General features: G+C 48.3%; 16 protein-coding genes and 1 pseudogene. 12 read left to right on the forward strand and 5 right to left on the reverse strand.

Features of this window, described 5'->3' with window-relative positions; all coding sequences use genetic code 11:
- Window positions 1-26: 26 nt before the first annotated feature.
- From L1N85_RS04420 to gyrA, 4 genes and pseudogenes are all read left to right on the forward strand, one after another.
- Window positions 27-230 (forward strand): hypothetical protein, encoded by a 204-nt coding sequence (locus tag L1N85_RS04420; RefSeq protein ID WP_235235263.1) that lies wholly within the window; start codon window positions 27-29, stop codon window positions 228-230.
- 188 nt (window positions 231-418) lie between these two features.
- Window positions 419-592, forward strand: a pseudogene (locus tag L1N85_RS04425) (ABC transporter permease); the annotation flags it as partial.
- 46 nt (window positions 593-638) lie between these two features.
- Window positions 639-2,609, forward strand: a complete 1,971-nt coding sequence (gene parE / locus L1N85_RS04430; RefSeq protein WP_235235265.1) for a DNA topoisomerase IV subunit B — start codon at window positions 639-641, stop codon at window positions 2,607-2,609.
- 13 nt (window positions 2,610-2,622) lie between these two features.
- Window positions 2,623-5,085: a DNA gyrase subunit A gene (gene gyrA / locus L1N85_RS04435; RefSeq protein WP_235235267.1), complete on the forward strand. Its 2,463-nt coding sequence runs from the start codon at window positions 2,623-2,625 to the stop codon at window positions 5,083-5,085.
- Here gyrA and L1N85_RS04440 read toward each other — a convergent pair.
- Window positions 5,066-5,233 carry a hypothetical protein gene (locus L1N85_RS04440; RefSeq protein ID WP_235235268.1) on the reverse strand — a complete coding sequence of 56 codons (168 nt, stop codon included), beginning with the start codon at window positions 5,231-5,233 and terminating at the stop codon, window positions 5,066-5,068. The genes gyrA and L1N85_RS04440 overlap by 20 nt on opposite strands.
- Window positions 5,234-5,438: 205 nt before the next feature.
- On the opposite strand from L1N85_RS04440, the gene L1N85_RS04445 reads away from it, so the two are divergent.
- Window positions 5,439-5,843: a MarR family winged helix-turn-helix transcriptional regulator gene (locus L1N85_RS04445; RefSeq protein ID WP_235235270.1), complete on the forward strand. Its 405-nt coding sequence runs from the start codon at window positions 5,439-5,441 to the stop codon at window positions 5,841-5,843.
- Window positions 5,844-5,864: 21 nt separating this feature from the next.
- Here the strand turns inward: L1N85_RS04445 and L1N85_RS04450 are convergent, their stop codons facing one another.
- Genes L1N85_RS04450 through L1N85_RS04460 form a run of 3 tightly spaced genes read right to left on the reverse strand, consistent with a single transcriptional unit; the run spans window position 5,865 to window position 8,715 of the window.
- Window positions 5,865-7,115 carry a CapA family protein gene (locus L1N85_RS04450; RefSeq protein ID WP_235235278.1) on the reverse strand — a complete coding sequence of 417 codons (1,251 nt, stop codon included), beginning with the start codon at window positions 7,113-7,115 and terminating at the stop codon, window positions 5,865-5,867.
- Between the two features lie 17 nt (window positions 7,116-7,132).
- Window positions 7,133-7,849: an RluA family pseudouridine synthase gene (locus L1N85_RS04455; protein ID WP_235235281.1), complete on the reverse strand. Its 717-nt coding sequence runs from the start codon at window positions 7,847-7,849 to the stop codon at window positions 7,133-7,135.
- The gene (locus tag L1N85_RS04460) at window positions 7,849-8,715 is read right to left on the reverse strand and encodes a class I SAM-dependent methyltransferase (protein ID WP_235235283.1); all 867 of its coding nucleotides are present in this window, start codon (window positions 8,713-8,715) and stop codon (window positions 7,849-7,851) included. The genes L1N85_RS04455 and L1N85_RS04460 overlap by 1 nt, the downstream gene beginning before the upstream one ends.
- Before the next feature lie 114 nt (window positions 8,716-8,829).
- On the opposite strand from L1N85_RS04460, the gene L1N85_RS04465 reads away from it, so the two are divergent.
- The 5 genes from L1N85_RS04465 to L1N85_RS04485 all read left to right on the forward strand — a co-directional run bounded on the left by L1N85_RS04465 (window position 8,830) and on the right by L1N85_RS04485 (window position 11,909).
- Window positions 8,830-9,015: a hypothetical protein gene (locus tag L1N85_RS04465; protein ID WP_235235284.1), complete on the forward strand. Its 186-nt coding sequence runs from the start codon at window positions 8,830-8,832 to the stop codon at window positions 9,013-9,015.
- A 176-nt stretch (window positions 9,016-9,191) separates the two neighbouring features.
- On the forward strand, window positions 9,192-10,682 hold the full coding sequence (gene araA / locus L1N85_RS04470) for an L-arabinose isomerase (RefSeq protein WP_235235286.1): 1,491 nt from the start codon (window positions 9,192-9,194) through the stop codon (window positions 10,680-10,682).
- Between the two features lie 127 nt (window positions 10,683-10,809).
- Window positions 10,810-11,031: a spore coat associated protein CotJA gene (locus tag L1N85_RS04475; protein WP_235235338.1), complete on the forward strand. Its 222-nt coding sequence runs from the start codon at window positions 10,810-10,812 to the stop codon at window positions 11,029-11,031.
- Window positions 11,031-11,294: a spore coat protein CotJB gene (locus tag L1N85_RS04480; RefSeq protein WP_235235288.1), complete on the forward strand. Its 264-nt coding sequence runs from the start codon at window positions 11,031-11,033 to the stop codon at window positions 11,292-11,294. The genes L1N85_RS04475 and L1N85_RS04480 overlap by 1 nt, the downstream gene beginning before the upstream one ends.
- 45 nt (window positions 11,295-11,339) lie before the next feature.
- Complete coding sequence (locus L1N85_RS04485; RefSeq protein ID WP_235235290.1) at window positions 11,340-11,909, forward strand: manganese catalase family protein; 570 nt, start codon at window positions 11,340-11,342, stop codon at window positions 11,907-11,909.
- Window positions 11,910-11,974: 65 nt separating this feature from the next.
- Here L1N85_RS04485 and L1N85_RS04490 read toward each other — a convergent pair whose 3' ends face one another.
- Entirely contained in the window at window positions 11,975-12,298 is a 324-nt protein-coding gene (locus tag L1N85_RS04490) for a hypothetical protein (protein WP_235235292.1), read from the reverse strand.
- 131 nt (window positions 12,299-12,429) lie between these two features.
- Here L1N85_RS04490 and L1N85_RS04495 point away from each other — a divergent pair, with 131 nt between their 5' ends.
- Together L1N85_RS04495 and glgP are read left to right on the forward strand one after the other, a co-directional pair.
- Window positions 12,430-13,587, forward strand: coding sequence for a sensor histidine kinase (locus L1N85_RS04495; RefSeq protein ID WP_235235294.1), 1,158 nt, complete (start codon window positions 12,430-12,432; stop codon window positions 13,585-13,587).
- A gap of 202 nt (window positions 13,588-13,789) precedes the next feature.
- Window positions 13,790-15,958: an alpha-glucan family phosphorylase gene (gene glgP, locus L1N85_RS04500; protein WP_235235296.1), complete on the forward strand. Its 2,169-nt coding sequence runs from the start codon at window positions 13,790-13,792 to the stop codon at window positions 15,956-15,958.
- Window positions 15,959-16,080 lie beyond the last annotated feature (122 nt).

A 16,080-nucleotide genomic window follows, 5' to 3' on the forward strand; every position in this document is an offset into this window, starting at 1 on the left:
AACGGCTAAGGGAGAGAAGTTTTATAGTGGCTGATTTATGGAATGTGAGCGGTCCGTTAATTATCGCAACTTTTACGGCTATCGCTTTAGGTATCGTATGTTTGTACGTGTTTTCGAAAATACCGGACGGAAGCAGGAAGGGTATGCTGCGTCCATTAAATATCTTTGTCATCTTAGTCGGTTTTTTGGTCGCTCTCTTTATAGCAGCCGGCTTTTGGGGATATTATTAATTCTATTTAGCGGGGAATAACTGCTGATGTACCCTAATTTGAACAATTTTTATCCATCATACATAAATCCCATTAATCTGCAAAACATGCTAACATCAAATCATTTCGCATAAAACGATTTCATTGCCGATCAAGGAGGCAAGCTGAAACGAGTATCAAGTGAACGACGTAATGTCCCATCGAGGACGAGCGCTAAATATTTGTTTGCCGTTAACCTGAAGCTGACCGGCTATTTGAATGGATCGCCGCCGCCGATTGACGGAATGTCATTGCTTTTTTCCCTTGCCGCGCTTGCGATTTGGGGGAATGGCGCGCTGGTCGTTTCCTTTGTTGTCTTTACGAAACAGGACATCTTGAATTAAAATAGCTTGAAGATACGGAAACGTGACTACAGATTGGGGGGCGCTCATGTCAGAGCAAACGGATCTCTTTGCAAATACGGCGGCCGCAGACCGGAACTACGAGGCCGATGATATACAGGTGCTTGAAGGCTTGACCGCGGTACGGAAAAGGCCGGGCATGTACATAGGCAGCACAAGCAGCTCGGGGCTGCATCATCTCGTTTGGGAAATTGTCGATAACGCGGTGGACGAGCATTTAGCTAAATTTTGTTCAGCTATTGAAGTAACGCTTCACAAGAACGGATCGGTAACCGTTCACGATAACGGGCGCGGAATCCCGACCGGCATGCATAAGACCGGCATACCGACGCCACAGGTCGTCTTTACCATTTTGCATGCGGGCGGTAAATTCGGAGGCGGAGGCTACAAGAAGTCCGGAGGTCTGCACGGCGTAGGCGCTTCGGTAACGAACGCGTTATCGGAGTGGCTTGAGGTGGAAATATTCCGCGATGGCAAAATTCACAAGCAAAGGTTCGAATATTGGGTCGATGAAACCGGCAAGGAGCATGTAGGCGAGCCGGTGCGCGGGCTTGAAGTCATCGGTTCGACCAACCGTACCGGGACGAAGGTCACCTTCAAGCCGGATGGACGGGTTTTCCAAAACGGCACCTCGCTCAGCTACGACACATTGGCGGAAAGGCTTCAGGAAATTGCTTTCTTGAACTCCGGATTGAAGGTGTCGATCAAGGACGACCGCAGCGGCAAGCAGGACGTGTTTCACTATGAAGGCGGAGCAAGGCAATTTGTTCAGTTTTTGAACGAGGACAAAACGGTGCTGCATGATGTCATCCATTTTGCTGCTGAACGCGATGAAATCGAGGTTGAGGTTGCGCTCCAATACAACGACGGTTACACCGAGACTATCGCGTCTTTCGTGAACGCGATACCAACTCGCGGCGGAGGCACGCACGAAACGGGCTTCAAGACCGCTTACACGCGAGTGATGAACGACTATGCGCGCAAAACGGCTATGCTGAAGGAGAAAGACAAAAACCTTGAGGGCAATGACCTGCGCGAAGGCATGATGGTCGTGATCAATATCAAAATGTCCGAGGTGGAGTTCGTCGGACAGACGAAGGATCAGCTGGGCAGCGCTTCAGCTCGAAGCGTGGTAGATGCGATCGTTTCGGATAAAATGCAGGTTTTTCTCGAGGAAAATCCTCAAGTTGCGCAAATGCTGCTTAAGAAGTCATTGCAGGCGTCGAAAGCCCGCGAAGCAGCGCGAAAAGCCCGCGAAGAAATTCGCAGCGGCAAGAAAAAGAGCGAGAGCTCAAATCTTAATGGCAAGCTGACCCCGGCTCAATCGAAGGACTATACCCGTACGGAGCTGTTTATCGTGGAGGGTGATTCCGCCGGAGGCTCGGCAAAGCAGGGCAGGGACTCGAAATATCAAGCGCTGCTGCCGCTTAAGGGAAAGCCGATGAATCCCGAGAAGGCCAAGCTGATCGATATATTGAAAAATGACGAGTATAAAGCGATTATCTCGGCAATAGGAGCAGGCGTAGGGTCTGAGTTTGCAGCCGAAGAATGCAACTATAATAAAATCATTATCATGACGGATGCCGACACCGACGGCGCCCATATTCAAGTTTTGCTGCTTACCTTTTTTTACCGCTACATGAAGCCGTTGATCGATTTGGGCCGCGTATATATCGCACAGCCGCCATTGTACAAACTAACTCGTAAATCGGGTAAGCTGGAAACGATTCGATACGCTTGGACGGATGAGCAACTGCAAAACTACCTGAAGGAATATGGGAAAAACTATGAGCTGCAGCGCTACAAAGGTCTTGGAGAGATGAATCCCGACCAGTTATGGGAGACGACGATGGATCCAGAGAAGCGCACGCTGCTGCAGGTGCAAATCGAGGACGCGGCCAAAGCGGAGCGCAGAGTCTCTACGCTTATGGGAGATAAGGTAGATCCGCGGAAGCGCTGGATCGTGGAAAATGTCGACTTTATGGAATACGAGGAATAGGGGGGATTGACGCATGAGTATGCTGGAACAGTTTTTGCCGGCGTTTCTTGAAGAGGTCGTAGGCGACCGCTTCGGGCGCTATTCAAAATATATCATTCAGGACCGCGCGATTCCTGACGTTCGTGATGGCTTAAAGCCGGTACAGCGCCGTATTCTATATGCGATGTACGATTCGGGCAATACACCGGACAAGCAGTACCGCAAGTCGGCCAAAACGGTCGGCGACGTAATGGGTAACTATCATCCCCACGGCGACGCTTCCATTTATGAAGGCATGGTGCGTATGGCACAGCCGTGGAAAATGGGTCATCCGCTCGTGGACGGCCATGGCAACTGGGGCTCGCAGGATGACGACCCGGCAGCGGCAATGCGTTATACGGAAGCGCGCTTGTCGAACATCGCAATGGAGCTTCTTCGTGATATCGACAAGAGAACCGTGAAATTCAAAGATAATTTTGATAATACGACGAAGGAGCCGGTTGTGCTGCCGTCGCGGTATCCTAATTTGCTTGTAAACGGGACCAGCGGCATCTCTGCCGGCTTTGCCACGGAAATACCGCCCCATAACCTGCGCGAGGTCATTGATGCTTGTATAGCCTTAATGGGACGTCCTGAGCTTCCTCTGGAAGAACTTATGTCATTCGTGAAGGGACCGGACTTTCCTACCGGCGGCATCATCATGGGCGAGGAAGGCATCCGGGATGCCTATGCGACAGGGAAAGGGCGAATCTATTTACGCGCCAAGACGGCTATCGAAGAGATGCGCGGGGGCAAGCAGCAGCTTGTCATTACTGAAATTCCTTATCAGGTCGTGAAGTCGCGCCTTGTGACGGCGATGGAAAACATTCGACTGGAGAAAAAGGTTGAAGGCATCGCCGAGGTTCGCGATGAGAGCGGACGCAACGGTCTTCGCATCGTTATAGAATTTAAGAAGGAAGCCGACGCGCAGGGGATACTGGCTTACTTGTTCAAGAAGACGGATCTGCAGGTAGCCTACAACTTCAATATGGTTGCCATCGTGAATAAAACGCCGATGCAGCTTGGATTAAAGCATATTTTGGCCGCTTATATCGAGCATCAGAAGGAAGTTGTGACGTTCCGGACCCAATACGAGCTCGAGAAGGCAGAAGATCGCGCGCATGTCGTCGAGGGGCTTGTGAAGGCTTTAAATATTTTGGATGAGGTTATAGCGGCTATCAAAGCCTCCAAGAACAGAGCAGACGCGCAGGATAACCTGATTGCGAAATTCGGCTTTACCGCCCGTCAAGCCGATGCGATCTTGACGTTGCAGTTGTATCGATTAACGAATCTGGAAATTACGACACTCGAGAAGGAGCTTAAGGAAGCGCATAAGAAAATCGCTTACCTGAAGTCGATTTTGGACAGCGAGAAGAAGTTGATCGGTGTCATTAAGGACGAGCTGCTGGAAATTCGCAATAAATACGGCATCGATCGTCGTTCGGACCTTCGCGGTGAAATCGAAGAGCTGAAGGTTAATCTCGAGGTGCTGGTGACGCCTGAGGACGTGCTAGTGACTCTTAGCCACGATGGTTATGTGAAACGGACAAGCATGCTGTCGTTCACGAGATCGGGCGGCGAACGCCAGAGCGGCGGCGTGAAGGAGGGTGACTTCATTCGCGAGCTGCTTGAGGTTAATACGATCGACAATTTGCTTCTGTTCACTCGCAAAGGACAATATTATTTATTGCCTGTTCATCAAATACCTGAATTTAAATGGAAGGATACAGGCACGGCTATCGTGAACGTCGTACCTATACCGAAGGATGATGCCGTCGTCAGCGTTATACCGGTCCGGGATATTTCGGCATCGGCGGCTTCTCTCGTGTTCATCACGAGAAGAGGCCAGGTCAAACGGACGGAACTCAAGGAATACGCAACTACAAGGTCAACCGCTGTAGCCGCTTGCAAGGTAACTGACGGGGATGAGGTCATCCGCGTTGCGCTCAGCGACGGTACAAAGCAAATTTTACTCGTAACCAAACAGGGAATGAGCATTCGCTTCTCGGAGTCTGAGGTTAATCCGATGGGCAGAGTAGCTGCCGGCGTCAGAGGCATGCTGTTGAAGGATGGAGACGAGCTAATCGCCGCGGAATGGGTTGACGATGATGAGGGTGAATTACTCGTCATATCCGATATCGGCTATGCGAAGCGCTCGCTTCTGCTCGATTATCCGATTCAAGGCAGAGGAGGTAAGGGTGTTCAGACTTTTGAATTCAAGGAAGGCAAACGGGTCAGACCAAATGGGTCCTCGCTTGCGGCGGCCTACTATTGCAAAGTTGCGAAAGAGATTATAGCGTTTACTGCATCGGGGGCTAAGCTGATCGCCGATTCCGAGAAAGCGCTGATCGAGGACCGGAAAGGGATTGGCAAATTACTATTCCCAATCGAGAAAAACGATGTGATCGTCCATTCGCTGGCTCGTTCTTCAGCCGATTCTAATCATAAGGCCGATTAGGCGGATCGAATCGTTCGATCACTTGCAGCAAAGCTTCAAGCATGACCCACAATGGCACCAGCTCATCCGGCCGGTCCAGCCATTGTGGGTCTTTTATGATGCCGTAGCCTTTTATTTTTTGAATGATTGCCGCTTTCCTTTCGTCCATCTGAATTCACGCTCCTTACCTGTTATGCAAAAAAAGACATAGCGCTGGGCCTTCGTCACATTGTATGTCTAATGCTGTCATAATGTTCATGAAAGTATCGATTAATAGCGCAAATTATTAATCGGGTTAATCTTTTATTCGACAATAAAGACTGCTATAATAGGTATCAAACAGGTGATTATTGACAGGGAGCGGGTGTGAGAGCATGGTATCTGATGATTTTAATCGATTGTGGACGAAGCTTTCGCGTGAATGGAAAAATAATATGGAGCAAGCGTTAGCGCCTTTGACCGAAGGACAACTGAATGTGCTGGAATTGCTTCTGCAGCATCAGCCGATGAAGCCTTCCGATTTGCTCCAGTATTTGTCGACTACGCCTGCGGCGATAACGACGCTGCTCGACCGGATGGAGCGGAATGGACTCATTGAACGGACAAGGGATGACAATGATCGAAGAATCGTTTGGGTTTCGGTATTGGAGAAGGGGAAGGCAGAGGCGGAACGCGGTACTGCGATTCGGACCGAAATGATCGAACAATCGCTGGACCGCATTTCCTCGCATAACCAGCAGCTGCTCGTTTATTTGCTTGGCAAGGTCGCCAATTTGTAGAGCAGCTGCCGTATAGATCTATTATTTCATGGAATCGAGCCGATTGCGAAGCAGCTCCGCATTTTTCTTTAGTGTCGCGTAGTCGGCTTGAGTCAATAGCTCGTCGCTTGAAGCTGCGATCGTTTCATCAATCGGCAATATGCGGTAACGGTAAGCATGATCCGGCTTGTACCGGTGAACCCAAGTCGGTATCGACTCAATTTCCGTTAGCTGGGTGGAGCCATCCGACTTATTTTTACGAATATTTACTTTGAATATGACGCCGTAATCCTTTGTTTCTCCACGTTGATTCGAGATAAAATTGCCCATAGAATAAATGATGAGACCTTTTTTGGCTAAGCCATGCTCATTAACGGTTTCAACGACCTCATAAGGCTGTACGACATGCGGATGAGAGCCGGCGATAATGTCCGCTCCCGCAGCGATAAGCGATCTGGCTAATCTCTTCTGCTCTTCGTTCGGCGCCGTTTGATATTCCGTGCCGAAATGAAGGGACACCGTAATAAAGTCAGCGCCTTCGCGGCGAAGCCGCATAATATCCTCTTTTATTTTCTCTTCATATATGATCGATACCAGATAAGGCTTTCCTTCAGGGATAGGAATACCGTTCGTTCCGTACGTATAAGCGGCAAGCCCCATCACGATTCCGTTTTTCTCGGACAGCAGCAGGCGGTCGGCTTCTTCCTGCGAGGCAGCAGTGCCGACTATCGGCAAGTCAAGCGCCTTCAGGTTCGCCAGCGTGCGAAGCAATCCTTTTTCCCCTTTGTCCAGCGAGTGATTGTTTGCATTTGTAATCATGTTAAAGCCGGCCGCTTTGAGTGCTTCCGCCAGCTCGACCGGCGCGTTAAACAGCGGATAACCGGAATAACCGAATTCTTCACCTGCGATCGGCGTCTCTAAATTAGCGATCACCCAATCTCCTTGAGCGAATAGCGGCTTTACTTCCGTAAAAAACGGATCGAAGTTGTAGCGGTCGGTCGTTTTGTCATATGCACCGGGAAGCAGAGGCATATGCATCATAATATCGCCTACCGCCATCCACACGGCATCCGTGTAATCAGGCTCTGGAGGATCCTCTGACGACTCTATGACGATTGGAGAGGGGGAGGGCGGCGCAGCGATTGCTTGATTACCAGCAGGAATCGCAGGAACTGCCTCGTTTGGCGCTGGTGCCCTTACAAGATTAGAGGGTAATAAAAAGATGATCCATAACCCTATTAAGCTTAAAACCAATAAAGTCGTTTGCCATTTTCGGTGCCTTTTGCGGCGCATCTCTGTTTCGTCCCTCCTTAGCGTAAGCTGCCCAGCATCGTAGAGGCGGCTTCGAGCTGTTCATCCGTCCACCAGGTCCAAACATCTGAGCCGCTCGGAATCGAATGGAAGCTGAACATTTCCTTTGTTACAGGATGGGGAGCAGAGACGGAGGTCGACCATAAGGCGATATCCGATATCCCTGCTTCAGGCTTCGCGCCATATTTGAGATCCCCTGCGAGCGGACAGCCGATATGTGCCATTTGCGCTCTAATTTGATGCGGTCTTCCGGTATGCAGACGGACGGCAATAAGCGAATAGCGACCGGATGCAGCTGCAACCTCATAGTATAATATCGCTTCCTTCGATTCGGACGCGGCCTTGTCATAAACGGTCACCCTGTTGTGCTTGCTGTCCTTGCGGATGAAGTGCGTTAGCCGACCTTGCTTCTTGGCAGGCTGCCCTTGGACAACGCAAACATACGTTTTACCGAAATCGCGGTTTCGCACGGATTCCGATAATCTGGAGGCCGCCTTCGAGGTTTTGGCAAATACCATGACGCCTCCGACCGTTCGATCAAGGCGATGGACAAGGCCGAGAAACACGTTTCCCGGCTTGCCGTGCCGTTCCTTTAGATCCTGTTTAAGCAGCGTTAGCATATCGGGATCACCCGTTTCATCCTCTTGCGAGAGAATGCCGGGGGGCTTCACGACGGCCAGAACATGATTGTCCTCGTACAATACGGGTACCGGCATTACTTCGACTCCCAACGACCCAGAATGCCGCAAGGCAAATTCAAGCCGGATTTTGTAATCGGAAGTCCGATTTCGCCGCAATTAATCTCGCCGCCATACTTGGCATTCATCGTCATATGCAGCAGGTTGTGCAGCACGGAGGGAGAAAGGCCCGTCGTATACGAGTTAATGAGCAGAAATAACGGTTGGTCGGACAAAATGGTCGTGCAGGATTGAAGAAACGGGAACAAATTTTCTTCAAGCTTCCACGTCTCGCCGTTCGGTCCGCGTCCGTAGGAAGGGGGGTCCATAATAATGGCATCATATTGCTTGCCCCGGCGCTGCTCGCGCTGAACGAACTTGAACACGTCATCCGTAATATACCGGATATGAGCGGACTCGAGACCGGATAGCTGTGCATTTTCTTTGGCCCATTGCACCATCCCTTTGGCTGCGTCAACGTGGCATACTTCAGCGCCCGCCGCCGCCGCCGCAACGGTAGCTCCGCCGGAATAGGCGAATAAATTCAAAACGCGGATCGGACGCCCGGCGGATCTGATTTTATCCATCATCCAGCTCCAATTAACCGCTTGCTCAGGGAACAATCCGGTATGCTTGAAGTTGGTCGGCTTTATATGGAAATTGAGCTCCCCATAGGAGATCGTCCAACGCTCAGGGAGAGCAGGGCTCATCTGCCATTGGCCTCCTCCGGCGTTGCTGCGGTGATAATGACCATCGGCTTTTTTCCATAAACCCGTCTCATTTTCAATCGGCCAAATAATTTGGGGATCCGGGCGGCGCAGCGTGTATTGTCCCCAACGCTCCAGCTTATCCCCGTCTCCTGTATCAATAACCTCATATTCTACCCATTTATCTGCTATGTACATGTTTCTCTTAACCCTTCCTTGACGTTGGTTTTGTAATATAATAATGTCATCGCTAATTATATCGAAGCGAACACAATGAAGCAATGAAACAAGGAAAATGGAGGCTGTTTAAAAATGATGAGCTTTGAATGCGAATGCGGGAACAAGACCGTATTGTTTGCTACTGGTGATCGGGACGAGCATGGGAGAGAGTTCATCGAGATCGAGGATGACGAGCGCCTTACCTTCACGATTGGGGATAAAAGCGTGTTGTTTCGCTGCTCGTTTTGCGGCTATACCTATCGTTTGGAGCAAATTTGACCGTACAAGTGATTTTTTGCAGGATACATATTGAAATGCTCGTTATTTCGGAGTATTATAAACGTACGTCAAGTTGTATGTACAAGTTCTCCGTCATACTCGTTATAACTAGCACTGATGTCCGTACAAGTTAAACAATGAGCTTTATATTTATGTTTTGAGGAGGAACCAGTCAAATGTTACAAGTTAAACCTTATCAATTTTGGTTTGTTACAGGAAGCCAGCACTTGTACGGTCCGGAAACGTTAGAGGAAGTCGCTCAGCATTCGCGCATTATTACATCTTCATTGAATGAGGATTCGGTCATTCCATTCGAAATCGTATTTAAGCCTGTTGTAACAACTCCTGAAGATATTTTCAAGCTTTGCCTTGAAGCGAAAGCGGACGAGAACTGCGGCGGGATCATCACTTGGATGCATACTTTCTCGCCGGCGAAAATGTGGATCCACGGTTTGTCCGAACTGCGCAAGCCATTGCTTCACCTGCACACTCAGTTTAATCGGGATATACCGTGGGGCAGCATCGATATGGACTTCATGAACACGAACCAATCTGCGCACGGCGACCGCGAATTCGGACATATCTTCTCCAGACTCGGCCTTGAGCGCAAAGTCGTGACCGGCCATTGGGAGAATGGCGAAACGCGTTCACGGATCGCAAGCTGGATGGGCACTGCGGTCGCCTTTAACGAAGGACGTCATTTGAAGGTTGCACGCTTCGGCGATAACATGCGTCAGGTATCCGTAACGGAAGGCGATAAGGTAGAAGCTCAAATCAAGTTCGGTTGGTCAATTAACGGCTATGGCATCGGAGATTTGGTTGCACGTATGAACGAGATATCTGATTCGGAAGTGAAGCAGCTGCTTGAAGAGTACAGTGATCGATACGATATTTCTTCTGAAACGCACGGTAACGCGGCTTCATGGGCTTCGATCGGCGAACAGGCCCGCATTGAGCTTGGTCTTAAAGCATTTTTGCAAGAGGGCGGCTTCTCGGCATTCACAACCTCTTTCGAGGATCTGCACGGGATGAAGCAGCTGCCTGGTCTTGCCGTCCAACGCTTGATGGAGCAAGGGTACGGCTTCGGCGGCGAGGGCGATTGGAAAACGTCCGCCTTCACCCGCTTGATGAAGATTATTGCCAACAACAAAGGGACGTCCTTCATGGAGGATTACACCTATCACCTGGAGGAAGGAAATGAACTTGTTCTGGGCTCCCATATGCTCGAGGTATGTCCGACCATTGCAGATAACCGTCCGAAAATCGAAGTGCATCCGCTAGGAATCGGCGGCAAAGCTGATCCGGCGCGTTTCGTATTCGATGGCCGTTCCGGCACAGCGCTTAATGCATCGCTCATCGATTTGGGCAACCGTTTCCGCCTTATTGTAAACGAGGTAGACGCTGTAATGCCGACGCATGAAATGCCGAAGCTGCCTGTTGCCCGGGTATTGTGGAAGCCGCAGCCGTCGCTGCGCGACGCTGCTGAAGGCTGGATCTATGCAGGCGGTGCTCACCATACCGTATTCTCCTATGTAGTAACAACGGAACAGCTTGTGGATTGGGCTGACTTGGTTGGCATCGAGACCATCGTCATCGACAAAAACTCGACGGTACGCGGTCTTCGCAACGAGCTTCGATGGAATGATCTCAGTTACCGCATTCGTTAACGTATTTATAATAGACCGCTCTAAGCATATGCTTAGAGCGGTTTTTCTGTCATTTTGGCCATGCTGGCCTTCATATACATGTGAGCGAAGAACATTTCGAGAGGAGACTGCGATCGTGAACGATCAGATGCGTTACTATAAGCCTTTCATCAGTCCGTTAGATCCTTGTCCGCCCATCCGAGTGAAAAGCTACAGCACACCGCCGCAACTGTTCATTCCTTTTCAACCGCCAAACCTGCCGCAGTTTACGCCGTACGAAGCGCTGAAATACGGCACGCTATGGCCAGCCTTGTACAGTCCATATCCATATGGTCATAAGTACGTAAGGCAAGAAGAAGGTGACGCATAATGAACAAAGCCTTGGATAATGAATTTTATCAACTTCTTCACGAGTTGCAATCCGTTGATTTTGTTTTAGTGGAACTTAATTTATATTTGGACACCCACCCGATGGATGCGAATGCCATTCAGCAATATAATCACTACGCCCAGCTTAGACAGAAAATCGCGCAGCTTTATGAGTCCAAATACGGCCCGCTTCAAAATTTCGGTCAAAGCTACTCGAGCACGCCATGGTGTTGGAATGATGCTCCGTGGCCGTGGCAGGTCTAAGAAGTCGAGCAGGCTAACGCGAAAGATTAGAGGAGGTTTCGATGCATGTGGGTTTATGAAAAAAAACTGCAATATCCCGTTCGCGTAAGCAAATGCGATCCACGAATGGCGAAATACCTGATGGAACAATACGGCGGGGCGGATGGAGAACTCGCCGCTGCTCTGCGTTACTTGAATCAGCGCTATACGATTCCGGATAAAGTCATTGGGCTGCTGACAGATATAGGGACTGAGGAATTTGCGCATCTGGAAATGATCGCCACAATGATATACAAGCTGACCAAGGACGCGACGCCTGAGCAGCTAAGAGAAGTAGGTTTAGGCGATCATTATGTAGCCCATGACAGTGCTTTGTTTTATCAAAATGCTGCCGGCGTTCCTTGGACGGCGGCTTATATTCAAGCAAAGGGCGACCCAATCGCCGATTTATACGAGGATATTGCAGCTGAGGAGAAGGCCAGGGCTACTTACCAGTGGTTGATAGACATAACGGATGACGTCGATTTGCAGGACAGTCTTAAATTTTTAAGGGAGCGGGAAATCATACATTCGTTACGTTTCCGTGAAGCGGTCGAAATATTGAAAGAAAAGCGAGATGAGAAAATCTTTTACTAAACTGAACATTAGCAGAAAAACCGCTGACCGGACGGTCAACGGTTTTTTTCGTATGGGTACACAGGCTAGTAGCAATAATACTTCTTCCATATCGCGAAGGAATCTTTGTTATAATATTCCCAATCGCGAATGGTATCCCACCAGCTCTTTTTCTTGTCGAACCAATCGAACCAGCCTGTAGAATCCCAGTCATCATCGTCCTTATGCTTATCGTCTGATTCCGAATGGCTGTAGCTGTATATCGATGACGTGAAAAATGATAAAATATTTGAGAAGAAGTCTTTTTTGTCATCTGATGATAACTGGTTAGATGAAGCAAATGCGGAAGCCGGGAACAGACATACGCTGAGTAATAAAGTAAGGCACACTATTTTTCTATACTTGGACATGACTTCAATACCTCCCGTCAAAACATTGATCAAGAACAAAACGGTTCGTTATAAAGAATTTTATAATAAAAGGTCTCTTTTGTAAACGGATTTCTTAAATAATACACCATACCATCAAGGAGTCTAAATAAATGGATGAATCTCAATTCCTCAAGACGCTTCGGAATAATAGAGACCTGATCTTACAAAAATGGCTGGATGATTTTCAAGAAAATGATCTGGAAATGTATGAACGAACGAGCTTTATGAGAGAAGCTTTTAGTTATTTCGATTTTATGCTGGATGTTGATATTCCCTTTGAGCAGCATACGCATGTGAAGAGCGTTCCGCAATACTATAAAGGATTGTTCGATCACAACATTTCGAGCAGTCATTTATTGCACAGCAATCATTTGTGGCGAAATGCTGTTATGCAGTTTATCGAAGAAAAATTGAACGGTCAGCTCATCCCCATGGACGTTGTTCGAAAAATCCATCTCCGATTGGATCAATTTGAACGGTACATCTTTGATTACTATAACGAGTGTACAAACGATTTGCTTGCAGATAAGGAAAGCACCATTTCCGAACTGCATGAAGCGCGCATGACCATTATCGGAAAAATGGCGGCCAGCATGGCGCATGAGATTAGAAATCCGCTGACCGCCGTTCTTGGTTTTATAAAAATGATTCGCAAACAAATGGCCAACCGTTCGTTTGATCATTTAGATACGTATTTGGACATTATTGAAATTGAATTTCAAAATATTCAAATGCACATTACCGGTTTTTTAAGCTTCTCGAAAAAAGATGTGATTGAAGAATCATTTGTTGATGTATCCTCTAGCACCATAATTGAAACGGTTATTTCATTAATTCATCCACGGATAATTGACGAGAACATTGAGCTGACCTGCGATGACATTCAGAATTATTCGCTTCATATCCAAAAAATCGCAATTCAGCAGGTGTTGTCAAACATACTGATTAACAGTATTGACGCGCTTTACCAGGTTGAGGGGGATAAGAAGATAAAAGTAACAAGTAAGCAGGAAGGAGATATTTATCTGATTACCGTTACGAATAATGGACCGGAAATTCCCGCAATGTTGAAGGATTCGCTCTTCACACCGTTCGTAACAAGTAAAAAGGAAGGCACCGGACTTGGTTTGGCTATAAGTAAGCAGATTATGAACCGGAATCAAGGCGATATAACATTTACTTCGAGTGCGGAGGAAACGACGTTTACGATGGTTTTTAAGGTCGTTCCCGTTTTCGGGCCTGATGCAGTCGGAGATCGTTCCGAATAACGGAACCGCATTAAGCTTCCGCGCTCGTTGCCATTTATTCAATTTTTATGAAAAGCATCCCGAAGGGTGCTTTTTTTGCGTTTCGTTCCAGATTTTCTAGGCACATATGGAGCGTGCTGACATATGCTTTAGAGATGTGAACGGAGCAGTTGCATCTTTGAAGGTTAAGAAAGACATCCAGAGTGAATTAGAGGTGAGTTTGATGTCAACCAGAGTAGCGTACTTTTCAGCGGAGTTCGGGATTGATGGATCTTTACCGATTTACTCGGGCGGGCTTGGTATATTGGCAGGCGACCACATTAAGGCTGCAAACGAATTAGGCCTTCCGCTAATCGGAGTCGGCATTTTTTACCAAAAAGGTTATTTCAAGCAGCGTATTCGGGAGGATGGCGTACAGGAACATATATACCCTGAGATAGATACCGCCAAGCTTCCCTTGGTACAGGTGCTGGACCGGGAGGGGCGCCCGCTAACCATTAAGGTACCGATGATAAACCGCAGCGTTTACCTAAAAGCCTGGTGCCTGCATGTGGGGCAGGTTCCCGTCTATCTGTTGAATTCGGATGTGGATGAAAATGATGAGCATGATCGGCGGTTGACTGACAATCTGTATCCAAGCGACCCGGATATGCGGATTAGCCAGGAGATTATTCTTGGCATCGGCGGCGTGCGGCTATTGCATGCGCTTGGTATGGAGCCGGATGTTTGGCATATGAATGAAGGACATTCTGCTTTCTTGACGTTTGAAAGGATACGCAGCTATTCGGCTGAAGGCATAGACTTCGGTACCTCATTGGAAGTGGTAAAGTCAAGCACAGTTTTTACGACCCATACACCAGTACCTGCAGGGCATGATAAATTCAGCATGCAAATGATGGACCATTATTTTGGAGACTTTTATTGGCAGCTGGGAACGGATAGGGACACGATTTTGGGGCTCGGCAGGTTGGGGGAGGAATTCAATATGACCCGCCTTGCCATGAATACGTCATCGAGGGTAAACGGCGTAAGCAAGCTTCATGAAAAAGTAACGAAAGGTTTATTCCATCAATGGATGCCCTATATTCCGGAGCAGGATATCCCTGTAGAATCGATTACGAACGGGGTTCATATCGGAACCTGGTTATCCTCCGGTTTGAAGGAGCTGTTGGACCGGTACCTTCCACAAGATTGGGAAATCCGATCCGCAGATCCGGCCGTATGGGTGCCTGTCCGGGAAATTCCGGTTGAACAATTGTGGGAGCATCACCAGCGGGTAAAATCCGGAATGATTCAGAAACTGGGTTTCTCGAAACTGAAGTCACCGGAAGGAACATTAATGATTGGGTTTGCCAGGCGATTTGCCACATACAAAAGAGCTTTGTTAATTTTTCAGGACTTAGACCGTTTAGACAAAATTGTGAATGATCCGCAGCATCCCGTCTGTTTTGTATTTGCAGGAAAAGCGCATCCTGCCGATGGACCCGGACAGGAATTGATCCGCAAAATCGTAGAAATCTCCAAGATGGAACGCTTTAAGAAACGCATATTGGTCATGGAAAATTATGATATGAACAACGCGAAATGGCTGGTTCAAGGCGTTGATGTTTGGCTCAACACACCTGTCAAGCCGATGGAGGCAAGCGGTACAAGTGGACAAAAGGCAGCGTTGAACGGCGTGCTTAACTGCAGTGTGCTCGACGGATGGTGGAACGAGGGATATAACGGACGGAACGGATGGGCTATTGAAGGAGCCATGAAGGGAAGCATGGAGCACCAAGCCCGGGTAGACAGCGACACCTTGTACCGTCTTTTTGAAGAGGAAATCGTTCCCTTATATTATAAACATAACGAGCAGGCGGTTCCGGTTGGGTGGGTCAATAAGATGAAAGAGTCCATTTGCACTCTTGCTCCCCGTTTTAATACCCACCGGATGGTCAGCGACTACTGGAATCGGATTTATGTGCCGACTGCATCCCGCGGCAAACGTTTTGTCGCAAATGACTTTGAGATCGCCAAAAGGGTAAGCGCGTACAAGAGATTTATCCGAGAGCATTGGAATAAGGTAAGCGTAAAGAAAAAGAATACTTTTTCAACACAGGGCACGAGGATCGGTTTTACCGAGACGTTCTTTCAGGTCCATGTCCATTTAGGTCCGATTTGGGAAAAGGATATCCGTCTGGAAGTGGTCGGTTCCGACGGGAAGGATGGTATCTGGAAAGTAAAGCTTAAGTTAGCCGAGAAGCTTGAAAACAACTTGTATCGGTACGAAGGCTCTTTGTGCGATAAGCATGACGCATTATTACATTCGAATGCCAACGTCCGCGTTATTCCGGTAAGTCCCGAGTTCAACAATGATTTTGAAATGGAATTGACCGCCTGGGGAGAGTAACGAAAGTTTTTATAGAAAAGTTTATTCTAGGAGTCTGTCCGACGAAACAGGATTTTGTCCCGCACGCCTCGAATTTATTAGATAAATAGTAATGGACGTGTAAAGGAGTGAAGTCGCATGGC

The sequence above is a fragment of the Paenibacillus alkaliterrae genome, assembly GCF_021532375.1.
GTDB classification, from domain to species: domain Bacteria; phylum Bacillota; class Bacilli; order Paenibacillales; family Paenibacillaceae; genus Pristimantibacillus; species Pristimantibacillus alkaliterrae.

What these genes read in the sequence shown, in the direction of transcription:
- parE (WP_235235265.1), top strand. Translation starts at nt 639, where the DNA reads ATGTCAGAGCAAACGGATCTCTTTGCAAATACGGCGGCCGCAGACCGG.
- gyrA (WP_235235267.1), top strand. Translation starts at nt 2,623, where the DNA reads ATGAGTATGCTGGAACAGTTTTTGCCGGCGTTTCTTGAAGAGGTCGTA.
- L1N85_RS04440 (WP_235235268.1), bottom strand. Translation starts at nt 5,233, where the DNA reads ATGGACGAAAGGAAAGCGGCAATCATTCAAAAAATAAAAGGCTACGGC.
- L1N85_RS04445 (WP_235235270.1), top strand. Translation starts at nt 5,439, where the DNA reads ATGGTATCTGATGATTTTAATCGATTGTGGACGAAGCTTTCGCGTGAA.
- L1N85_RS04450 (WP_235235278.1), bottom strand. Translation starts at nt 7,115, where the DNA reads ATGCGCCGCAAAAGGCACCGAAAATGGCAAACGACTTTATTGGTTTTA.
- L1N85_RS04455 (WP_235235281.1), bottom strand. Translation starts at nt 7,849, where the DNA reads ATGCCGGTACCCGTATTGTACGAGGACAATCATGTTCTGGCCGTCGTG.
- L1N85_RS04460 (WP_235235283.1), bottom strand. Translation starts at nt 8,715, where the DNA reads ATGTACATAGCAGATAAATGGGTAGAATATGAGGTTATTGATACAGGA.
- L1N85_RS04465 (WP_235235284.1), top strand. Translation starts at nt 8,830, where the DNA reads ATGATGAGCTTTGAATGCGAATGCGGGAACAAGACCGTATTGTTTGCT.
- araA (WP_235235286.1), top strand. Translation starts at nt 9,192, where the DNA reads ATGTTACAAGTTAAACCTTATCAATTTTGGTTTGTTACAGGAAGCCAG.
- L1N85_RS04475 (WP_235235338.1), top strand. Translation starts at nt 10,810, where the DNA reads ATGCGTTACTATAAGCCTTTCATCAGTCCGTTAGATCCTTGTCCGCCC.
- L1N85_RS04480 (WP_235235288.1), top strand. Translation starts at nt 11,031, where the DNA reads ATGAACAAAGCCTTGGATAATGAATTTTATCAACTTCTTCACGAGTTG.
- L1N85_RS04485 (WP_235235290.1), top strand. Translation starts at nt 11,340, where the DNA reads ATGTGGGTTTATGAAAAAAAACTGCAATATCCCGTTCGCGTAAGCAAA.
- L1N85_RS04490 (WP_235235292.1), bottom strand. Translation starts at nt 12,298, where the DNA reads ATGTCCAAGTATAGAAAAATAGTGTGCCTTACTTTATTACTCAGCGTA.
- L1N85_RS04495 (WP_235235294.1), top strand. Translation starts at nt 12,430, where the DNA reads ATGGATGAATCTCAATTCCTCAAGACGCTTCGGAATAATAGAGACCTG.
- glgP (WP_235235296.1), top strand. Translation starts at nt 13,790, where the DNA reads ATGTCAACCAGAGTAGCGTACTTTTCAGCGGAGTTCGGGATTGATGGA.